Source organism: Streptomyces sp. NPDC051664, from assembly GCF_044453545.1.
Lineage (GTDB): Bacteria > Actinomycetota > Actinomycetes > Streptomycetales > Streptomycetaceae > Streptomyces.
On sequence record NZ_JBITCU010000026.1, the window covers coordinates 1 to 18,950 of the forward strand.

General features: G+C 71.5%; 19 protein-coding genes and 1 pseudogene. 9 read left to right on the forward strand and 11 right to left on the reverse strand.

The features are described 5' to 3' along the window. Nucleotides 1-123: 123 nt before the first annotated feature. The gene (locus ACIA8E_RS31955; protein WP_399303291.1) at nucleotides 124-636 is read left to right on the forward strand and encodes a hypothetical protein; all 513 of its coding nucleotides are present in this window, start codon (nucleotides 124-126) and stop codon (nucleotides 634-636) included. A 103-nt stretch (nucleotides 637-739) separates the two neighbouring features. Continuing rightward, a complete protein-coding gene (locus ACIA8E_RS31960; protein WP_399303293.1) occupies nucleotides 740-1,096 on the forward strand; it encodes a DUF1330 domain-containing protein in 357 nt (118 codons plus the stop codon). Nucleotides 1,097-1,163: 67 nt separating this feature from the next. Here ACIA8E_RS31960 and ACIA8E_RS31965 read toward each other — a convergent pair whose 3' ends face one another. Then, nucleotides 1,164-1,613 (reverse strand): YrdB family protein, encoded by a 450-nt coding sequence (locus tag ACIA8E_RS31965; RefSeq protein WP_399303445.1) that lies wholly within the window; start codon nucleotides 1,611-1,613, stop codon nucleotides 1,164-1,166. A 376-nt stretch (nucleotides 1,614-1,989) separates the two neighbouring features. On the opposite strand from ACIA8E_RS31965, the gene msrA reads away from it, so the two are divergent. Next, nucleotides 1,990-2,502: a peptide-methionine (S)-S-oxide reductase MsrA gene (gene msrA / locus ACIA8E_RS31970; protein ID WP_399303295.1), complete on the forward strand. Its 513-nt coding sequence runs from the start codon at nucleotides 1,990-1,992 to the stop codon at nucleotides 2,500-2,502. A 222-nt stretch (nucleotides 2,503-2,724) separates the two neighbouring features. Here msrA and ACIA8E_RS31975 read toward each other — a convergent pair whose 3' ends face one another. The 3 genes from ACIA8E_RS31975 to ACIA8E_RS31985 all read right to left on the reverse strand — a co-directional run bounded on the left by ACIA8E_RS31975 (nucleotide 2,725) and on the right by ACIA8E_RS31985 (nucleotide 6,797). Further along, a complete protein-coding gene (locus tag ACIA8E_RS31975) occupies nucleotides 2,725-3,855 on the reverse strand; it encodes a hypothetical protein (RefSeq protein WP_399303296.1) in 1,131 nt (376 codons plus the stop codon). Nucleotides 3,856-3,926: 71 nt separating this feature from the next. Further along, on the reverse strand, nucleotides 3,927-5,516 hold the full coding sequence (locus ACIA8E_RS31980) for a M48 family metallopeptidase (RefSeq protein WP_399303298.1): 1,590 nt from the start codon (nucleotides 5,514-5,516) through the stop codon (nucleotides 3,927-3,929). A gap of 177 nt (nucleotides 5,517-5,693) precedes the next feature. Next, nucleotides 5,694-6,797, reverse strand: a complete 1,104-nt coding sequence (locus ACIA8E_RS31985; RefSeq protein WP_399303300.1) for a hypothetical protein — start codon at nucleotides 6,795-6,797, stop codon at nucleotides 5,694-5,696. A 67-nt stretch (nucleotides 6,798-6,864) separates the two neighbouring features. On the opposite strand from ACIA8E_RS31985, the gene ACIA8E_RS31990 reads away from it, so the two are divergent. Next, on the forward strand, nucleotides 6,865-8,010 hold the full coding sequence (locus ACIA8E_RS31990; protein ID WP_399303302.1) for a cystathionine gamma-synthase: 1,146 nt from the start codon (nucleotides 6,865-6,867) through the stop codon (nucleotides 8,008-8,010). 90 nt (nucleotides 8,011-8,100) lie between these two features. Here the strand turns inward: ACIA8E_RS31990 and ACIA8E_RS31995 are convergent. The 4 genes and pseudogenes from ACIA8E_RS31995 to ACIA8E_RS32010 form a co-directional block, all read right to left on the reverse strand. Then, nucleotides 8,101-8,292, reverse strand: a pseudogene (locus tag ACIA8E_RS31995) (DUF1059 domain-containing protein). A gap of 38 nt (nucleotides 8,293-8,330) precedes the next feature. Continuing rightward, entirely contained in the window at nucleotides 8,331-8,543 is a 213-nt protein-coding gene (locus tag ACIA8E_RS32000) for a hypothetical protein (protein ID WP_399303447.1), read from the reverse strand. A 35-nt stretch (nucleotides 8,544-8,578) separates the two neighbouring features. Beyond that, nucleotides 8,579-9,085 (reverse strand): sigma factor-like helix-turn-helix DNA-binding protein, encoded by a 507-nt coding sequence (locus ACIA8E_RS32005; protein WP_399303303.1) that lies wholly within the window; start codon nucleotides 9,083-9,085, stop codon nucleotides 8,579-8,581. Between the two features lie 91 nt (nucleotides 9,086-9,176). Beyond that, complete coding sequence (locus ACIA8E_RS32010) at nucleotides 9,177-9,701, reverse strand: MarR family winged helix-turn-helix transcriptional regulator (RefSeq protein WP_399303304.1); 525 nt, start codon at nucleotides 9,699-9,701, stop codon at nucleotides 9,177-9,179. Between the two features lie 156 nt (nucleotides 9,702-9,857). On the opposite strand from ACIA8E_RS32010, the gene ilvA reads away from it, so the two are divergent. The 3 genes from ilvA (at nucleotide 9,858) to ACIA8E_RS32025 (ending at nucleotide 13,050) form a co-directional block, all read left to right on the forward strand. Next, complete coding sequence (gene ilvA, locus ACIA8E_RS32015) at nucleotides 9,858-11,087, forward strand: threonine ammonia-lyase (RefSeq protein WP_399303305.1); 1,230 nt, start codon at nucleotides 9,858-9,860, stop codon at nucleotides 11,085-11,087. 92 nt (nucleotides 11,088-11,179) lie between these two features. Next, nucleotides 11,180-12,202, forward strand: coding sequence for an ATP-binding cassette domain-containing protein (locus tag ACIA8E_RS32020; protein WP_399303306.1), 1,023 nt, complete (start codon nucleotides 11,180-11,182; stop codon nucleotides 12,200-12,202). Continuing rightward, nucleotides 12,199-13,050: an ABC transporter permease gene (locus ACIA8E_RS32025; RefSeq protein WP_399303307.1), complete on the forward strand. Its 852-nt coding sequence runs from the start codon at nucleotides 12,199-12,201 to the stop codon at nucleotides 13,048-13,050. Before ACIA8E_RS32020 ends, ACIA8E_RS32025 begins: the two co-directional genes overlap by 4 nt. 64 nt (nucleotides 13,051-13,114) lie before the next feature. Here the strand turns inward: ACIA8E_RS32025 and greA are convergent, their stop codons facing one another. Both greA and ACIA8E_RS32035 read right to left on the reverse strand, forming a co-directional pair. Further along, nucleotides 13,115-13,612 carry a transcription elongation factor GreA gene (greA, locus tag ACIA8E_RS32030; protein ID WP_030914765.1) on the reverse strand — a complete coding sequence of 166 codons (498 nt, stop codon included), beginning with the start codon at nucleotides 13,610-13,612 and terminating at the stop codon, nucleotides 13,115-13,117. Nucleotides 13,613-13,815: 203 nt separating this feature from the next. Continuing rightward, nucleotides 13,816-14,232, reverse strand: coding sequence for a DUF4307 domain-containing protein (locus ACIA8E_RS32035; RefSeq protein WP_399303309.1), 417 nt, complete (start codon nucleotides 14,230-14,232; stop codon nucleotides 13,816-13,818). A gap of 152 nt (nucleotides 14,233-14,384) precedes the next feature. Here ACIA8E_RS32035 and mca point away from each other — a divergent pair, with 152 nt between their 5' ends. Together mca and ACIA8E_RS32045 are read left to right on the forward strand one after the other, a co-directional pair. Beyond that, complete coding sequence (mca, locus tag ACIA8E_RS32040; protein WP_093929501.1) at nucleotides 14,385-15,266, forward strand: mycothiol conjugate amidase Mca; 882 nt, start codon at nucleotides 14,385-14,387, stop codon at nucleotides 15,264-15,266. Nucleotide 15,267: 1 nt separating this feature from the next. Continuing rightward, nucleotides 15,268-15,507: a hypothetical protein gene (locus tag ACIA8E_RS32045; RefSeq protein WP_399303311.1), complete on the forward strand. Its 240-nt coding sequence runs from the start codon at nucleotides 15,268-15,270 to the stop codon at nucleotides 15,505-15,507. Nucleotides 15,508-15,591: 84 nt separating this feature from the next. Here ACIA8E_RS32045 and ACIA8E_RS32050 read toward each other — a convergent pair whose 3' ends face one another. Then, the gene (locus ACIA8E_RS32050) at nucleotides 15,592-18,849 is read right to left on the reverse strand and encodes a tetratricopeptide repeat protein (RefSeq protein ID WP_399303313.1); all 3,258 of its coding nucleotides are present in this window, start codon (nucleotides 18,847-18,849) and stop codon (nucleotides 15,592-15,594) included. Between the last annotated feature and the right edge of the window lie 101 nt (nucleotides 18,850-18,950).

Here is an 18,950-nt window from a genome sequence, read left to right on the forward strand (position 1 = left end):
CCCCCCCCCCCCCCCCCCCCCCCCCCCCCCCCCCCCCCCCCCCCCCCCCCCCCCCCCCCCCCCCCCCCCCCCCCCCCCCCCCCCCCCCCGCCCCCGTTCGTTCATCGCACTAATCTCACACCCATGACCGCTGCCGTCACCGCCATGATCACCGCAGTCGTCGGTGTGCTGGGCACCCTGTTCGCCCCGATGCTCGCCCAGCGGCTGACCGCGCGGCAGCGCGCCGAGGAAGCCGGACTAGCCGACAAGCGGCGGAAGTTCGAGGAGCGACGTGCCCAGTACACGGCCATGAACCGGGCCTCCCGGCAGTTCCACACGCTCCTCAAGGACGCCCTGCACCGGACCAGGGACGGCGTCTACACGGAGCAGGAACGCGCCCAGCTCGAAGAGGCCCGTCTCGACCACCGCGACCGGTACGCCGAGGCGCAGATGATCGTCCCCGAGCGGATCCTGCAGGCGTCCCGCGATCTCAACCGGGTCCTCGCGGACGGTGACGCGGCCATCAAACGTCTGGACCGCGGCCTGGCCCGCGACGGCGAGAGCGTCGAAAGGGCCCTCGAGAACCTCCAGGCGGCGGACCCGCACCTCGACACCATGCGGAAGCTGATGCGGGAGGACCTGGGCATCGACGACTGAGCCCCTACCCCGGAGGTAATCGACCGGTCCGTACGCCCGCGGGCAGCATGGTGCACACCGGCTGACGGGACCACCGCAGCACGCAGATCCGGAGGGCGACACCATGACCGCATACGCCATAGGCCACCTGCACCCCGCCGCCCACCCCGGCGAGGAGGTACTCACGTACATCGATCGCATCCAGTCGACCATGGACCCGTTCGGCGGCCGGTTCCTCGTCCATGGCACGCAGGTCGAGGTCGTCGAGGGCGACTGGCCGGGTGCGCTCGTCATCATCGGCTTCCCCGACCTGGTGGCCGCCCGCAGCTGGTACGAGTCGGCCGCCTACCAGGAGCTGCTGCCGCTGCGGACGCGGAACATGGCGGGTGACGTGGTGCTTGTCGAGGGCGTCGGACCGGAGTACGACGCGTCGGCGACCGCGGCCGCGATGCGGGCGGCGGCCCCGCCGGTCATCAGCTGACGACGGCCGGCCGGGATCCCGTACGGGCCGCAGCTCGGCCCCGTGCGCGAACGCGACCCCTACCCGCTCATCCGTCGCGTTCTGCCGCTTCATCCGCGCGAGGCCGAGGGTGATGCTTCCCGGGCGCCGGCTTGTGCCGAAAGATCTCCGCCAGTGCGGTGTTCGCGACCATCACGACGGCGAGCGCCACCGCGGCCGCCGGGTGACCGACCCGGTACAGCCCGAAGGCGCCGCCGCCCAGAACCACGGCCTTGACCGCGAGCACACCCGCCGACGGCACCCGGATCCGGGCGCGTGGCGCGGCGAACAGCCCCCACAGGGCGATGGCGAGCGCAGGGATTCCGAACGCCAGCAGCAGTTGCCGGGCCAGGTTGCCGCCACCGGCATGGAAACCCCACCAGGACAGACAGGCCAGCGCCGCCAACTCCATTACGAACGCCAGGACTTCGTTGGCTGCCCACCAGGGGCGCCCGGCCGGATCAGGGATCTCCCTGCCGTCCGTGCGGTACTCGCGCATCGGTGCCCCCTCGGCGTCCACGGCTGCGAGCGTACCGGCCCGAACGGGGTACTCAGCTTGACGCCCGTCCCCACGAGCCTGCCGTGCCGTGTGACCGGTCCACGGAGAGCGTCACCTGCGGCGGGTTCGCCGGTCACAGGCGCGCGGGTTCCGAGGAGGAGGTCAATCAGTGGCCCTGTCGCAGGACCGCGAAGAAGATGGCGAGGGGCACAACACGGCGGTGCGCCCCTCGCGGCGGCCGACGACCGCAGGGCCGGTCGGACGGGCACGGAATCGCTTGGAACCCTCGCGCGTTGCAGGAAGTGGATACGGGATGCCGGTGGTGTGCGGACCGAGCAGCCCGAGTGACCGAGCTGACACATATTGGAGGACTGCAATGGCGGCGCAGACGCAGAGGGCCGTGCTGGCGGGCGGATGCTTCTGGGGGATGCAGGACCTGATCCGCCGGCGGCCGGGAGTGACGGCGACTCGGGTCGGATACACCGGCGGTGACGTGCCGAACGCGACGTACCGTAACCATGGCACGCACGCGGAGGCCATTGAGATCCTTTTCGACCCCGAGACGACCGACTTCCGCGCGATCCTGGAGTTGTTCTTCCAGATCCACGACCCGAGCACCAAGAACCGTCAGGGCAACGACATCGGCCTCAGCTACCGCTCGGCGATCTACTACGTGGATGACGAGCAGAAGCGGATCGCCGAGGACACGATCGCGGATGTGGACGCCTCCGGACTGTGGCCGGGCAAGGTCGTCACCGAGGTCGAGCCGGTCGGCCCCTTCTGGCAGGCCGAGCCCGAGCACCAGGACTACCTGGAGCGTTACCCGGAGGGTTACACCTGCCATTTCCCGCGCCCGGGATGGCGGCTGCCCGCCCGCGCGGAGGGCTGACCGCGAGAGGCGGCCCAGGCCGACTGGGCGGAAGTGCCGAGGCCGGGTCGTGCTTGTGCCCTGCCGCGGACGAAGAGGGTGCCGGCGGCGGGACACAGTCGCGGTCGCCCGTGACCGGTGCAAGGCCCGATGGACGGCGTGCGCCCGGGCCGTCCGGCCCCGGCGGCGTGCTGCGACGCGGCGGGGGCCCCGGGGAATTCCGGCGCCCCCGCGTCGTAACGATCAGTTCCCGCCCGCGGCCAGGACCTGCGCGGCGCAGAAGTCGCGGGACCGGACGTAGCGCGCCTTCGGGTCCCCGGAGTACGTCCACGGGGCGCTGTCGATGTAGCCGTCGATCGCGCGGTACTGCTCCAGCGCCGCCTCGTACCGGTCCTGCCAGTACAGCAGCCAGGCGAGCAGATGACGGACCCGGACGATCCGCCGGTCCTCGGGGTCGGCGGCCGCCACGTCGATCAGGCAGGCGTCGACTGCGGCGATCAGCTCTGGGCTCTTGTAGAACACGTCCGGGTCCAGATCCTGCTCCGCCGACTCCTGCTCGAACGCGGCGTAGAGCGGGAGGAGGGAGAGCAGCTGGCCGGGGCTGCCCTTCTGCACAGCCTCGCGGGCGAAACGCTCGGCCAGCTCGTGCGAGCCGCGCCACTTGCGGCACCAGTACTGGAGCGCGGAAGTATGAGCCGCGAGGTGGTGGGCGTCGCGCTTCTCGACCTCGGCCCACAGCGCGCGGAAGTCGTCATGCCCGTAGCCGAGGCCGAGGGCGCAGGAGATCTCGGCGATGTACGGGCACGGGTCGTCGCCGCCCAGCTCCTGGGCTTCGTGGCAGGCCTCCCGGGCCTGGGCCATCATCCGGTGGAAGCCGGCGAACTGCTCCTGCGTGGTGTACTTCGCCTGCTTCGCGCCACGGATGTCCGCGGCGACGCTGATCAGCGCGCCGGCGTGCACGAAGGCCGCTCCCGCGTCCTTGGGCTGCGCGGTGCGCCAGGCCAGCAGCCAGGTGTCGTCGGCCGCGGCCTCGTCCTGGAGGACGCCGGCACGCCGGTAGCGCTCCTGCCAGTCCCGGCCCGCCTCGGCGAGGAAGTCGGCGCCCGCCTGCCAGTTCCCGGACCGGACAGTGGCGCGTATCTCCTCGTCGCGCGGGTCGGGGGCGGCAGCATGCGCGGTGTCGAGCTCGTCGGCCGGTACGAGGCCGAGCTCCGCGGCGGCCCTCGCCGGGCCGGACTTCCGGCTCCGGCGCGCGCCGGGCGCCGAGGGGGTGGCGCCGGATGCGCCTTCCACGAACTCCGTCGTCTTCTTTCGCGCCTTCAGCCAGAAGTACACGCCGAGAGCGATCACCAGCAGGGGTATCAGTCGTGCCACGGGGGGTTCCGGTCCAATCCAGAAAGGTGAGCTCGAGGGAGGGGGAGGAGGGACAGGGGAAGGGAGAGACCCTAGGGGGCGAGCAGTTTGCGCAGCGGTTCCGTGTCCGGCACATCCGCCACCGCCGCATCCAGCGCCGCCGGGAGCGTCTCCTCGTACCCCTCTGGCAGCTTCAGTGTCGCCGAGTCGGTCCAGGACAGCTGCCAGCGGGCCCGCCCCTGCCGTACCAGCTCGCCGCCGGCCAGCTGCAGCAGTCCCGCGCGCAGCCGGGGCCTGGCGAACTCGCGGGCCGCGCGGCCGGTCGCGGTGCGGGCCTCGTCGGACTTGGGGAGGCGGTCGGCGATCTGCCACAGCGCACCCGCGTCGATCGCGTCGAGTGCGGCGGTCAGCGAGCCGTCGCTGCCGGCCACCGCGCCGACCACCGCGCTGAACCGCTGCGCCGACTGCTGGGCGTACACCGTCATCGACTCGTGCACCAGCTCCGGCCAGTCGATGCGGCGCAGCCGCAATGCCTCCGGGGTCAGCACCGACTCCTCGACGGCGGCGAGCGTCCGCGCGGCGTCGGCGAGCAGGCCCAGCGACGGCTCCACGGGCTCCGACGCGCGCCCGTCGTCAGGCAGCGCCTCGATCCGGGCGACACGCTCCGCGATCGGCGGGTGCGAGTCGTAAGGGGAGGACGGCTCGGACGGCAGGGAGCCGCGCATCTCGTCCAGCTCGTCCTTGCGGGCGGCCAGCAGATGCCGTACGCCGCCGAAGACCTGGCCGGGCGGCGGCAGCATCCCGGCCTCGACGCCGAGCGTGGCGTACGCGTTCATGTAGAAGCCGTGGGCGGCGTCGAGCGCCGGGAGCTCGCGCAGCGCGGACGCGGTCGCGTCACGGCCCGCGATCCTGGCCGCGGCGACATCGGCGGCGAGCTCCTCGCGGCGGGCTCCGGAGAGCGTGGCGCGGATGTAGAACTTCGCGTACGCCGTGTAGACCGCCGCCATCGCGCGGTACGAGAGCCCCGCACCACCGGTGTCGATCTCCTTGGCCTTCCTGCCCTTGGCGACGGCCTTCGCCGCCTTCTTCTCCTGACGCGCCTGCTCCTTGGCGACGGTCCGGCCCGCTCGCTCCTGGAAGTGGGCGATGGTGCGGACCACCTGGATGCGGCCGCGTGCCGTGATCGCGGAGAGGCGGGTGTCGGAGTTGCCGTAATGGCCCATCTCATGGGCGAGCACGGAGCGCAGCTGAGCCTCGGACAGTCCGGCCATCAGCGGCAGACCGAGGTAGAGCCGGCGTCTTCCGCCGACCAGGCCGAGGAACCTGGCGTCCTCGCTGACCGCCGCATTCACATCGCCGTTGAGGACGATCTCGTCGGGGGCACGGGTGCCGACCTGCTGGGCGATGTCGCGGACGGCGGCCCAGAGCCGGGGCTCCTGGGTGTCGTCGACCGGCAGCCCGGCCAGGCCGTCGTCCTTCGGCGTACGCAGCATGAACATGCCCCGCACGATCGGGATCGCCAGCACGACGCTGAGGATGAACAGCTTCGCGGCGACGCTGCCAGTGGTCCACGTGAACGCGGCCCAGTCGAGGGCGCCGAGGGCGGCGAGCAGGACGAGGCTCAGCAGATAGAAGCCGGCAAGCAGGACAAGAGCGCGGACGGCGCGCAGAGTTGGGCCCATCGGGCAAATCCCCCACAGGGACAGGGCTGGTGACAGCGGTGTGGCAAGGGTGGTGTGGGGGGAACCGGAGTATGACCTACCGCAGGTCGGCGCGGCAACGTGATCCGTGAGCAGCCCGGAACCAGCGGCGGAACAATCGCCGCACAGGGGCTGAACAGGAACGGAGCCGCCCCGCGGCTACCTCGGCAGCGTCGCCGGACTGCCGCCGTTCGCCTCGTACCCGGCGACCGCGAGCGCCCGGTACACCGTGTACTCGGCGGCCGGGTCCGAGCTCTGCGTCCACGGCAGCGCGCCCACATGCCCGTCGATGTGGACGAGTTGGTTCATCGCCTCCGACCAGCGCTCCATCCGCACCAGGAACAGCACCAGCAGATGCCGGACATGGGCGAGCATCGGATCGTCGGGACGCGCGGCGTGGACCGCGAACAGCGCACCCTCGACCGCCTTCGTCACCACCAGGCTCTCGTAGAAGCCGCTCACGAGATTGACCTCGGGCAGATGCTCGTACACCGCGAACAGCGGCAGCGCGGCCAGCAGCGAGCCCTGCGGGGCGCGGGCGGCAGCCGAAACGGCGAAGCGGTCGGCGTCCTCGCGGGAGCCGTGCCACTTCTCGCACCAGAAGTGCAGTGCCGCGATGTGCGCGCCCATGTGTGCCGGGGCCCGGTCGATGATCTTCACCCAGAGCCGGTCGAACTCCTCGTGGGAGTAGCCGAGTCCGCGGGCGACGGCCAGTTCGACGATGTACGGGACCGGGTCACCGGGCGCCAGCAGGGCCGCCTCGCCGCAGACCGTACGGGCCTCCTCCAGAATGATCCGGAAGTCGTCCGTCCCCGCGGTGGAGGACCGCCAGGCCTGCTGGACCAGGAACTCGGCATGCACGGCCGCACCGCCCGCGTCCTTCGGCGACTCGGCCCGCCACGACCGCAGCCACGCACCACCGACACCCGGGGCCTGCATCAGCTCGAGCGACGCGGCGCCGGCGAACGCCTGCACCCGCTGCCACCGCACCTCGCTCTCCTTCGGCGTCCCGGCCAGCAACTGCGAGGCCGCGCGGCAGTCCTGGGTGCGCTGCACGACATCGAGAACATCCAGGAGATCCTGATCGGGGCCCGGCATCCGGACGTCCAGCTCCTCCTGGCGGACGAAGCCGTACGTGTCGGGGTCGGCGGCGTCCGGGGAGCCGGGCGCGACCTGGTGGATGCCGGACCTGCGGCGCAGCACGAAGGGGCCGATCACCGCGGCGAGCATGCACAGCGCGATGAGGAACCAGAGAATCTCCATACGCCCATTGTCACCGGACGGCGCAGCGGCCGTGGATCACCCCCGTGACGAACTACGCTCGGGCCCCATGAGCGACCAGCACAGCTTCGAGACCCTCGCGATCCACGCGGGCAACGCCGCCGATCCCCTCACCGGCGCCGTTGTTCCGCCCATCTATCAGGTGTCCACGTACAAGCAGGACGGCGTCGGCGGGCTCCGCGGCGGCTACGAGTACAGCCGCAGCGCCAACCCGACGCGCACCGCACTGGAGGAGAACCTCGCGGCCGTCGAGGGCGGCCGCCGCGGTCTCGCCTTCGCGTCCGGGCTCGCGGCGGAGGACTGCCTGCTGCGTACGCTGCTGTACCCCGGCGCCCATGTCGTCATCCCGAACGACGCGTACGGCGGCACCTTCCGGCTGTTCGCCAAGGTGGTCAAGCGGTGGGGCGTCGACTTCTCCGTCGCGGACACCTCCGACCCGGCGGCGGTCCGGGCCGCGGTCAACGACCGTACGAAGGTCATCTGGGTGGAGACGCCGTCCAACCCGCTGCTCGGCATCACCGACATCGCGGCCGTCGCGGACGTGGCCCGCACCGCGGGTGCCCGGCTGGTCGTCGACAACACCTTCGCCAGCCCTTATCTGCAGCAGCCGATCGCGCTCGGCGCGGACGTCGTCGTGCACTCGCTGACCAAGTACATGGGCGGCCACTCGGACGTCGTCGGCGGTGCGCTGATCGCCGCGGACGCGGGGCTCGGCGAGGAACTGGCGTACCACCAGAACGCGATGGGGGCGGTCGCCGGACCGTTCGACTCCTGGCTGGTGCTGCGCGGCATCAAGACGCTGCCGGTCCGGATGGACCGGCACAGCGAGAACGCCGCCAAGGTCGCCGAGTTGCTGACCCGGCACCCCAAGGTGACCCAGGTCCTCTATCCGGGGCTGCCGGAGCACCCGGGGCACGAGATCGCCGCCAAGCAGATGAAGGCGTTCGGCGGCATGGTGTCGTTCCGCGTCGAGGGCGGCGAGGAGGCGGCGGTCGAGGTCTGCAACCGGGCGAAGCTGTTCACGCTCGGCGAGTCCCTCGGCGGCGTCGAGTCGCTGGTGGAGCACCCGGGCCGGATGACGCACGCCTCGGTGGCGGGCTCGGCGCTGGAGGTACCGGCCGACCTGGTCCGGCTGTCCGTCGGCATCGAGTCCGCGGACGACCTGCTGGCCGACCTGACGCAGGCGCTCGGCTAGATCGTTCCGTCCGGGGACGAGTGATGACCCCGAAGCGCCGGGCGGGCCGGCTCGCTGCCCGCCCGGCGCATCGCCAGGTGATCCGTCCGGTCAGGCGTCGACCTTCTCGTCCTCCATCGACTCACGGATCTGTTGCCGCAGCTCCGGGCCGTCCGTGTGCGCGTGGACGGAGACCGCGTGTTCCGGCGCGGCCCGCAGGACTTCCTCTTCCTCACCGGAGATGGTGAGCGAGCAGTTCGTGACGCTCGGGTACTTGCGTCAGGCAACGACTTTCCTGGTCATGACGGCCTCCTCGGCCCGTTCCGCACGCGAATCCGGGCTCACCAGCCTTCCAGTGGCGGTGTCGTCTCGGCGGGCGGCACCTGCCACGGCTGGGTGACCACCGCCCACACCATGAACGCGGCCACCGCCAGGAACAGCACCGTCAGCGCCAGCGCGCGGGCCGCCCGGTGGCGGCGCAGCATGCGGCCGCCGCGCTCCGCAGCCCGCTCCGCCAGACCGGCGGGGACCTGCGGATGCGGCCCGTCCAGCATCCGCCGGACGCGGTCCTCCCTGCGGCCGGGGCGCTTCACGGCGCGGCCCCCAGCGGCCCCATGGTCCATCGCCTGGTCCGGCGCCGTGGGGTGGGCCCCCGGGGGTCGCCCATCGTGGCCACCGAGCGGTTGCAGATCGCCCGGACCCGGTCCACCGGAAGCCCCAGCAGCGCGGCGGTCTGCTCCTCCGCGACACCCTCGTACAGCCGCAGTACGAGGACCAGCCGCGCTTTCGGGGTCAGCGGGTCCAGCAGGCCGCCACGCGGCCGGCGGTGCCGCCATGCCTCCCGGGCGAACCGGGAGGCCAGCTCCTGCCGGGTGCGGTTGTACGGATCCTCGCCGTGCAGCCGGTCCCAGTCCGCGTACGTACGGGCCAGCGCGGCGGTCAGCAGACGCAGCGCCCGTTCGTTGCTCCCGGGCGGCTGCGACGGTTCGGCGGTGAGCAGCGTGGCAGTGTGCAGCAGGCGGCCGCCCGCGCCCGCCACAAAGGCCTCGAACTCCTGGGCGCGGCGCCGCTGAGGACCCGCCTGCTGCTCTCGCACCCCCACATGGCAGCGCCGCCGACCACCCCTGGTCAAGAGGTCGGACCGAGCGAATGCCACCCCCGAGGCGCCGCCCGGCGCGCCGCTCGGCTCAGTCGGTCGTCGGCTGATGCGTCTGCCGCGCGGCCAGCGCAGCGTTGAACCGAGTCAGCAGCATGCAGAACATGTCCCGCTCATCCGCCGTCCAGTCCTGCGTCACCTGCGACATCAGCTCCCGCCGCGACGCCCGCACCTCGTCGAGCCGGGCCTGCCCGCGCGGCGAAAGCTGGAGCACGACCGCACGGCCGTCCTCCGGGTGCGACGTGCGCTTGACCAGACCGGTGTCGACGAGCGGCGCGACCTGGCGGGTCACGGTCGAGGAGTCGATCCCCATCCCCGCGGCCAGCGCCTTGACGCCCATCGGGCCTTCCCGGTCCAACCGGTTGAGCAGCAGATACGCGGCCCGGTCCATGGAATTGCGGACCTGGCCGACACCGCCGAGGCGAGTCTGCTCGGCACGGCGGGCGAACACGGCCACCTGGTGCTGCAGAGCATCGAGGAGGTGGTCGGGACCCGGGGAATCGGGGGTGGCGCCCCCGGAAGGAGACGCAGCTGTCGTCATGTCCTGAGGGGGCATGGCCGGGGGCTCTCTTCGTGCGGTGTCGGATGGGTGGGGGACAGAGTACGCGGCCCCGGGGCAACGCGTACCAGTGCCGCACAAACCTGCGGACAACGACGCAGGACGGCGCCGCGGCGGCGTCCCGCACCGCGTCCAGCTGCAAGACTTGTGGTCATGAACTTCCGTACGCCCCACCCGTTTCCCCCAGTGATCCTCGACGATGTCCGGGGCGCGCAGAAGATGCTCTCCGGTGTGGCCCGGGTGACCGCGATGGAGGGCAGCCGCCATCTGTCGGAGCTGGTCGGCGCGCCGGTCCACTTCAAATGCGAGAACCTGCAGCGGACCGGTTCGTTCAAGCTGCGCGGCGCCTACGTACGGATCGCCGGACTGTCACCGGTGGAGCGGGCGGCCGGGGTCGTCGCCGCGAGCGCCGGAAACCATGCGCAGGGTGTCGCACTCGCCTCTGCGCTGCTGGGCGTACGGGCAACGGTCTTCATGCCGGTCGGGGCACCGCTGCCGAAGGTCGCCGCGACCCGCGAGTACGGCGCGCAGGTCAGGCTGCACGGTCAGGTCGTCGACGAGACGCTCGCCGCCGCCCAGGAGTACGCCCAGGAGACCGGTGCGGTCTTCATCCATCCCTTCGACCACCCGGACATCATCGCCGGTCAGGGCACCGTCGGCCTGGAGATCCTCGAACAGTGCCCCGAGGTCCGGACGATCGTCGTCGGGATCGGCGGCGGCGGTCTCGCCGCGGGCATCGCGGTGGCGGTGAAGGCCGTCCGGCCCGACGTGCGGATCGTCGGCGTCCAGGCGGCGGGCGCGGCCTGCTACCCGCCCTCCCTGGCGGCCGGCCACCCGGTGGTGATCGACGGGCTGCAGACGATGGCGGACGGCATCAAGGTGGGACGCCCCGGCGACGTGCCGTTCGGGATCGTCCAGGAGCTGGTCGACGAGGTCCGTACGGTCTCCGAGGCCGAGCTGTCCAGCGCGCTGCTGCTCTGCCTGGAGCGGGCGAAACTTGTGGTGGAGCCGGCCGGCGCGAGCCCCGTCGCGGCGCTGCTGAGCGACCCCCGGTCGTTCCGGGGGCCGGTCGTCGCGCTGCTGTCGGGCGGCAATGTGGACCCGCTGCTGATGCAGCGCATCCTGACCCACGGCATGGCGTCGGCGGGCCGCTACCTGAGCCTGCGGGTGCGGCTCACGGACCGCCCGGGCGCGCTGGCCGCCCTGCTCGCCTCGTTGTCCGTCGCGGACGCCAACGTCCTCGACATCGGCCATGTACGGACCGATCCGCGGCTCGGGCTCACCGAGGTGGAGGTCGAGCTGCACCTGGAGACCAAGGGGCCGGTCCACTGCGAGGAGGTCACCACGGCGCTGCGGCAGGCGGGGTACGAGGTGACGGCCTGACACGCGGCGGTGTGCGCGTTCACCGGGCGGCGCAAGGCGCACAATCCTAGGATCTGTGAGGGAAGTCACCCGAACGCTCTGGGGGAATCCGTATGCCAGGCGCCATCCATGCCGAAGGCCTGGTGAAGACCTTCGGCGATGTACGAGCACTCGGTGGTGTTGATCTCGACGTGCCGGAAGGCACGGTCCTGGGCCTCCTCGGCCCCAACGGGGCCGGCAAGACGACCGCCGTACGTGTCCTGACGACTCTGCTCCGGCCGGACAGCGGCACGGCGTTCGTGGCGGGAATCGACGTACTGAAGAGACCCGACGACGTCCGCCGCTCGATCGGGCTCTCCGGCCAGTTCGCCGCGGTCGACGAGTACCTGACCGGCCGTGAGAACCTGCAGATGGTCGGTCAGCTCTACCAGATGAGCCGGCGCGACGCGAAGGCCCGGGCGGGGCAGCTGCTGGAGCGGTTCAACCTCGCCGACGCCGCCGACCGGCCGGCGAAGACTTACTCCGGAGGCATGCGCCGCCGCCTCGATCTGGCGGCGGCGCTCGTCGTCTCCCCACCCGTGATGTTCATGGACGAGCCGACGACCGGCCTCGACCCGCGCAACCGGCAGCAGCTGTGGGAGGTCATCGAGGAACTCGTCGCAGGCGGCACGACGCTCCTGCTGACCACCCAGTATCTGGAGGAGGCCGACCGTCTGGCGCACGACATCTGCGTCATCGACCACGGCCTCGTCATCGCCCGTGGCACCTCCGACCAGCTCAAGGCCCAGACCGGCGGCGAGCGTGTCGAGGTCGTCGTCCACCAACCCGACCAGATCGACCCGGCCCGGGCCGTCCTCGCCCATCTGGGCAAGGGTGAGGTCACCCTCACCCAGCACATCCGCAAACTGACCGTCCCGGTCTCCGGCGGCGCCAAACTGCTCGCCGAGATCATCCGAGATCTCGACACCCGAGGGGTCGAGATCGACGACATCGGCCTGCGCCGCCCGACCCTCGACGACGTGTTCCTCTCGCTCACCGGCCACGTGGCCGAGCTGACGGAGACCGATGACGGGACCGTCCCCCGCGGACGCGGGGCGCAGACCGGCCGGAAGGCCGGACAGGAGGCCGCGAAGTGACTGCCACGACGGAAACGCTGCACATCGCGGCCCCCCGCCCGGGCGGTTCCCTGGGCCGGTCGGTCCGCGACTCCCTCGTCGTCGCCCGGCGCAACCTGATCCGGATGACCCGGATCCCCGAGATGGTCATCTTCGGGCTGATCCAGCCGATCATGTTCGTGGTGCTGTTCAGCTACGTCTTCGGCGGCTCGATGATGATCGGCGGTTCCACCAGCCCCGCCGACTACCGCAACTTCCTGATGGCGGGCATCTTCGCCCAGACCGTGACCTTCGCCACCGCCGGCGCCGGCGCCGGTATCGCGGACGACATGCACAAGGGCCTCATCGACCGGTTCCGCTCGCTGCCCATGGCGCGCGGTGCGGTGCTCACCGGCCGCACGCTCGCCGACCTCGTCCAGACGACGCTCACCCTTGTCGTTCTCGCGGTCGTCGCCCTGCTGGTCGGCTGGCGCACCGAGGAGAACGCCGGCAAGGTGCTCGGCGGCTTCGCGCTGCTGCTCCTGCTGGGCTACGCCTTCTCCTGGATCGGGGCGCTGATCGGGCTCTCGGTCCGCACCCCCGAGGCAGCCACGTCGGGCGGCCTCATCTGGCTCTTCCCGGTCACGTTCATCTCGAACGCCTTCGTGCCCACCGAGAACATGGCGAGCTGGCTCCAGCCGATCGCCGAGTGGAACCCGTTCAGCGCGACCGTGCAGGCCTGCCGTGAGCTCTTCGGGAATCCGGGCGTCTCCCCCTCCGACGCCTGGCCGATGCAGCATCCCGTCTGGGCCTCGCTGGCCTGGTCCGTGCTGATCATCGCGGTCTTCCGGACGCTGGCGGTCCGCAAGTACCGCTCGGCGGCCGTCTGAGGGCGACGAAGAGCCCCGGCCGTCCCGCGGCCGGGGCTCTCGGCTGTGCTGCCGGTGGGGCGGGTCAGCCCGTGTACGGCTTCGCCTCGAGGATCTTCACCGAGGCCTTCTTGCCGTTCGGCAGCTCGTACTCGGCGTCCTCACCCATCTTCTTGCCGTTCACGCCGGAACCGAGCGGAGACTGCGGGGAGTACGTCTCGATGTCCGCGCTCGCGTACTCGCGGGAGGCGAGCAGGAACGTCATGGTGTCGTCGGGATCGCCGTCGAACGCGATGGTGACGACCATGCCGGGCTCGACCACGCCGTCGTCGGCGGGGGCCTCGCCGACCTTCGCATGCTCCAGGAGCTGGGTGAGCTGGCGCACCCGCAACTCCATCTTGCCCTGCTCCTCCTTGGCCGCGTGGTACCCGCCGTTCTCCCGGAGGTCACCCTCCTCACGGGCCGCCGCGATCTTTACGGCGATCTCCGTGCGCGCGGGACCAGACAGGTACTCCAGCTCGGCCTTGAGCTGGTTGTACGCCTCCTGCGTGAGCCAGGTGACGTTTTCGCTGGTCTGGGTCACAGGTGCTCCTAGTCGGTACTGGAAATACAAGCGTCGGTACTGGGAATACAAAGCATCGCCCTACCCAGAAGCATGTGCCTCCACGGGTGGGCGAAACCACGAGCCTAACAATTCCGCAGGAAAAGGGGGAGAAGGTAAACCGCTACGACCGCGTCAACGCAGGTCGGGGAAGATAGTCGCAGGTCGGAGCCGGTCCGTGCCGGTCAACGCGACGCCCCGCCGTCGGCGGTGCAGCCCAGCAGTTCCACGCTGGTCGCCCGCGACGTCGTACGCAAGGAGATGATCCGGTCGATCCGGTCGGAGCGGTCGTCGAACCGGATGTCCTTCCGGGCCACGTCGTCGCCGTCCACGCGCTGCGAGCGGAGTGTGCAGTAGCCCTTCGCGTCCCGGTCCTTGCGAACCTCCAGGTGGACGTCGACCCGGTCGTCCGAGACGATCTTGAACTTGATCACCTCGGCGCTGATCTCCTGGCCCGCCACGTAGTCGTAGCCGATCCAGCCGACCACGCCGAGCAGTGCGACGCCCAGCACCGAGCCGATGATCTTGAGCTTGCGGTCCGCGCGCTCGTCCGCGGAGCGCCCGTAGCGGCCCTCCGGAAGTGCTTCACGCACCGCAGTCATGATCGTTCCTTCCGTACCGGGGGATCGCGGAATTTTCCACCCCTGGCTTCGGTCACTATAGAAGTCTGCCACCGCCGGCCGACCGCCACCCCGCACCGACGTCCCTACGGGACGGCACCACTCAATGGCGACCAATCACTGAGGATCGAGTCTTGACTGAGCAGCTTCGACTGATGGCCGTACATGCCCACCCCGACGACGAGTCGAGCAAGGGCGCGGCCACCATGGCCAAGTATGTGTCCGAGGGGGTGGACGTGCTGGTCGTGACCTGCACGGGCGGCGAGCGCGGCTCCATCCTCAACCCGAAACTCCAGGGCGACGCGTACATCCAGGAGCACATCCACGAGGTGCGCAAGAAGGAGATGGACGAGGCCCGGGAGATCCTGGGCGTCAAGCAGGAGTGGCTCGGCTTCGTCGACTCCGGGCTGCCCGAGGGCGACCCGCTGCCGCCGCTGCCCGAGGGCTGCTTCGCACTGGAGGACGACGAGAAGGCGGCGGCGCGTCTCGTCCGGAGCATCCGCGCGTTCCGTCCGCACGTCATCACCACGTACGACGAGAACGGCGGGTACCCGCACCCCGACCACATCATGACCCACAAGATCTCGATGATCGCGTTCGACGGCGCCGCGGACACCGAGACGTTCCCCGAGGTGGAGTTCGGCCCCGCCTGGCAGCCGCAGAAGCTCTACTACAACCAGGGCTTCAACCGTCCGCGCACGGTGGCGCTGCACGAGGCGCTGCTCGCCCGCGGCCTGGAGTCGCCGTACGGCGAGTGGCTGGAGCGCTGGAAGGAGTTCGAGCGCGTCGAGCGGACGCTGACCACGCACGTTCCGTGCGCCGAGTTCTTCGAGATCCGGGACAAGGCACTGATCGCGCACGCCACCCAGATCGACCCCGACGGCGGCTGGTTCCGGGTTCCGATGGACATCCAGCGGGAGGTCTGGCCGACCGAGGAGTACGAGCTGGCGAAGTCTCTCGTCGATACGTCCCTCCCCGAGAGCGACCTCTTCGCGGGCATCCGCGACAATGCCTGATATGTACGCGACCCAGGCACTGACCCACGTCATTCCTCTCGCCGAGGAATTCGACAAGAACAAGGTGACACCCGGCGTCCTCGGCTTCATCGTCTTCGCGGCGCTCGCGGTGGGCGTGTGGCTGCTGATGAAGTCCATGAACCGGCACATGGGCAAGGTCAACTTCGAGGAGGCACCGGATCCCGACGCGGTGTCCGCCGACGCCAAGACATCGGGAACCGCTGCCGGGCGCGCCCGGTAGCGGTTCGTCCCTACCTGCCGGACGGGCTTGATCCACCGCCCGTCCGGCACATGCGAGTGCCCGGCAAGAGGCCTCGGCCCCGCCCTACGGCCTCGCCCCCACCGGTACGCCCATGATTTCGCGGGCGTGGCGGGTCGGGGTCATGCCCAGGCGCCAGGCCTGCCAGCCGTCCTCCAGGTCGACCCCGCGGTTCAGGACCACCGTGAACGCCTCCGCGCAGTCCTCCAGCTTGCTGTCGCGGGTCGGATGGCCGGCCCCGAGCAGGTCGGCGAGCTCCTGCTGGGCCACCACCGTGCCCACCTCCGTGCCGCCCGCCGACGCGTACGGCAGCAGTGTGCAGCGCAGGAAGCGGGCCCAGTCGGCGCCCCGTGTGTCGCCGTACGAGTCGAACAGCTGCGCCGCCTCGTCGCACAGGGCCAGCGCCTGCGGGGCGCGGTTGTTGCCCGCGTCGATCAGGACCAGCTCGAGACACGTCCACGCCTCGCCGTGGGCGACACCGATGCGCCGGAAGTCGGCCCGGGCGTCGACCAGGAGCTGCCGGGCGAAGCCGGAGTTGCGCAGATTGCCGGTCTGGGCGGCCCGCTGGTCGCGGGTGACCCGGCCCGAGTGGTGCCGGGCACACGCCAGGCCGTACACGTCCCGCATCCGGGAGAACATCGTGCGCGCCCGCTCCAGCTCCCGCACCGCCTGATCGGTGTCGCCGGTCTCCTCCAGGGCCTGCCCCAGGTAGTACAGCGTCCACGCCTCGCCGCGCGCGTCCTCGCTGTCCCGGTGCAGGGACAGTGCCCGGCGCAGCTCGTCGACCGCCGGGGCCGCCTCGCCGTCGAGCAGCCGGGCGCGCGCCAGCTGGGTCAGCGCCCAGGCCTCGCCGCGTTCGTCACGGGTACGGCCGTACAGATCCAGCGCAGTGCGCAGCGCCTCGTCGGCCCCCGCCACATCGCCCATCCGCAGCAGGGTCTGGCCCAGCTGGAACCGCGCCCACGCCTCGCCGTGCAGCGACTCGCCCTCCCCGTGCAGGATCAGCGCCGTGTCGAGAAGGGCCAGGGCCTCGGCGAGACGGCCGCAGTCACGCTCGACGGCGGCCAGCGCATGCAGCGACCACGCCCGGTCCGCGGCCTGCCCGTCCGAGGACTGCAGCCCGATCGCCTCGCGCAGCCGCACCGACGCCTCGGTCAGGTTGCCCTGGTGGTGCAGGGTGATGCCGAGCGAGCAGAGCGCCAGCGCCGTGCCCGCCTCGTTCTGCGCCTCACGGTAGAGGCCGACGACCGAGGACAGGGTGGTACGGGCCTTGTCCAGCTCACCGAGCTGCCGGGCCGCGATACCGGTACGCCACTGGACCGACCGCTCGAGCAGCCCCTTGTCGACGGCCTGCGTCAACTCGCTGATCTCGCCCAGCCGGTAGAGGTCGCCGCGCAGCAGGCAGTAGTCGCACAGCGCGCCCAGCAGATCCAGCACGGCCCCTTGGTCGACGCCCTCCGCGTGCCGCAGCGCGGAGGTGATGAAGCTCGACTCGTCGTCCAGCCAGTGCAGCGCCGCGTCCAGCGAGGCGAAGCCGTGCGAGCCGAACTGGCCCGCCCGGGTCGACATCTTGCCGTCCACCATCCGGATCACCGCACCGGCGAGCTCCGCATAGTTGTGGATCAGCCGCTCCTGCGCGGCCGTACGGTCCGCCGCCGCCTCCTCGTCGAGCAGCCGGGCCAGGGCGAAGCCCCGCACCAGATCGTGCAGCCGGTAGCGCGAGCCCCGCACATGATCGAGGAGCCCGGCCCGGCACAGGACCGTCAGCAGCCGCTGCGCCTCCTGTTCCTCGGCGGACAGCAGCGCCGCGGCCGCCGCCGCGCCCAGGCTGGCGCGCCCGGCCAGCGCGAGCCGGCGCAGCAACCGCCGCGCCTGCTCGGACTGGTCGGTGTAGCGCAGCCACAGGGTCCGCTCGACGGGGGCGACCGGACCGTACGCGGCGAGATCGGTGGCCAGCGAGCTGCGGGTACGCGCCCCGAGCGAGGAGCCCGCGACGCGCAGCGCCAGCGGCAGACCGCCGCACAGCTCGGTGATGGTGTCGGTCGACTGGGAGTCGTACGGCCCCAGCTCCTGCGCCTCGGCCGACGTGCGCAGCAGCTCCTCCGCGCCCCCCGCGTCCAGAGGTCCCACCGGCAGCTGGTGCACCCAGGCCGGGATGTCGGCGGGCAGGTCCAGGGGCGCACGGGCGGTGACGAGGACCAGGCTGTCGGAGCGCTCGGGGATGAGCGTGCGGACCTGCGCCGGGTCGCCGGCGTCGTCGAGGACGACCGTCACCGGCGTACCGGTCAGATGCTGGTGGTACAGCTCGCCCAGCCGTCGCACCTGCTGCTCCGCGGAGGACCCTCCCGAGGCTTTCGACCCCGCGCGACCGGGGGAGCCCCCCTCCCGGAACAGCAGCTGCTCGCGGGGCGCGCCCAGGCGGTTCAGTAGATGCAGCAGTGCGTCACGGGTCGGCAGCGGGTTCTCGCCGGTGACGTCGGAGCGCAGATCCACCACGCAGGCGCCCCGGAACTGGTCCTTCAGTTCATGTGCCGCCCGCACGGCGAGGGTGGTGCGGCCCGAACCGGGCTCGCCGTGCAGCACGACGACGGTCGGCTTCGTCTCCGTCGAGGCCCGGGCCGCGTGCACCCACCGGGCGATCTGCGCCAGCTCGGCCCGGCGGCCCGCGAACGGCCCGTCGGGGGCGGGCAGATGACTGAAGGACTGGCCGAGCAGCGACCGGGTGCGCGCCGCCGCACTGCGGTCCCCGCCGCGCAGTTGTTGCACGACGGTTGTCGCCTTCTTCTTCGGCGCACGGGTCGACGCGGTCAGTATCCGCTGCTGGTCCAGGAACGGGCGTATGCCCCGCACCTCCAGCGCCGCCAGCCACTGCAGCCGCAGCTGCTCGGGGCCGCCGGGCTGACCCAGCGCGCCCGCCTTCCGGTGGGCGGCGGGCCAGTGCGAGGCGGTCACCTTGGCGACGGTGGCCGCGGCGCCCGCGACGGCGACGACGGCGCCGGCGCCGAGCGCCGGCCCGGCCGCAGTGCCGAGCGCGACATCCGCGCCGAACGCCGCAGCTGCGGCAACTCCGGTCACCAGCAGGGGAGTTCCCATCGTCGCTTTGCTGAACCGCTGCGACAGGGGCTGCTGTCCAGCCTCCATCGTGTCGAGTGCCTGGACGTACGCGGCGTACTCCTCACCCGCGTCGGCCACCAGGGAATCGAGGGCGGCCCGCCCGCGCGCCAGCAGTGACGCGGCGTCGGTCCGGCCGCCCGATCGACGTACCTCTTCCTCCACGGCGCGCACCAACAGCCGTTCGGCTTCAGCCCGGTGGCTGTCCCGCATGTTCGTCCCCCTCCGAGAGCTTCGGTTCGGAACAAGTGTCCTGTGTGGGGCGGCTGAGCGCGAGAGCAAACGGGGCAAGTGGTGTCACCCGAGCGGCCGTT

Excerpts from the sequence above, each read along its gene's own strand:
- ACIA8E_RS31955 (WP_399303291.1), top strand. The coding sequence starts at position 124 with ATGACCGCTGCCGTCACCGCCATGATCACCGCAGTCGTCGGTGTGCTG.
- ACIA8E_RS31960 (WP_399303293.1), top strand. The coding sequence starts at position 740 with ATGACCGCATACGCCATAGGCCACCTGCACCCCGCCGCCCACCCCGGC.
- ACIA8E_RS31965 (WP_399303445.1), bottom strand. The coding sequence starts at position 1,613 with ATGCGCGAGTACCGCACGGACGGCAGGGAGATCCCTGATCCGGCCGGG.
- msrA (WP_399303295.1), top strand. The coding sequence starts at position 1,990 with ATGGCGGCGCAGACGCAGAGGGCCGTGCTGGCGGGCGGATGCTTCTGG.
- ACIA8E_RS31980 (WP_399303298.1), bottom strand. The coding sequence starts at position 5,516 with ATGGGCCCAACTCTGCGCGCCGTCCGCGCTCTTGTCCTGCTTGCCGGC.
- ACIA8E_RS31985 (WP_399303300.1), bottom strand. The coding sequence starts at position 6,797 with ATGGAGATTCTCTGGTTCCTCATCGCGCTGTGCATGCTCGCCGCGGTG.
- ACIA8E_RS31990 (WP_399303302.1), top strand. The coding sequence starts at position 6,865 with ATGAGCGACCAGCACAGCTTCGAGACCCTCGCGATCCACGCGGGCAAC.
- ACIA8E_RS32000 (WP_399303447.1), bottom strand. The coding sequence starts at position 8,543 with ATGCTGGACGGGCCGCATCCGCAGGTCCCCGCCGGTCTGGCGGAGCGG.
- ACIA8E_RS32010 (WP_399303304.1), bottom strand. The coding sequence starts at position 9,701 with ATGCCCCCTCAGGACATGACGACAGCTGCGTCTCCTTCCGGGGGCGCC.
- ilvA (WP_399303305.1), top strand. The coding sequence starts at position 9,858 with ATGAACTTCCGTACGCCCCACCCGTTTCCCCCAGTGATCCTCGACGAT.
- ACIA8E_RS32020 (WP_399303306.1), top strand. The coding sequence starts at position 11,180 with ATGCCAGGCGCCATCCATGCCGAAGGCCTGGTGAAGACCTTCGGCGAT.
- ACIA8E_RS32035 (WP_399303309.1), bottom strand. The coding sequence starts at position 14,232 with ATGACTGCGGTGCGTGAAGCACTTCCGGAGGGCCGCTACGGGCGCTCC.
- ACIA8E_RS32045 (WP_399303311.1), top strand. The coding sequence starts at position 15,268 with ATGTACGCGACCCAGGCACTGACCCACGTCATTCCTCTCGCCGAGGAA.
- ACIA8E_RS32050 (WP_399303313.1), bottom strand. The coding sequence starts at position 18,849 with ATGCGGGACAGCCACCGGGCTGAAGCCGAACGGCTGTTGGTGCGCGCC.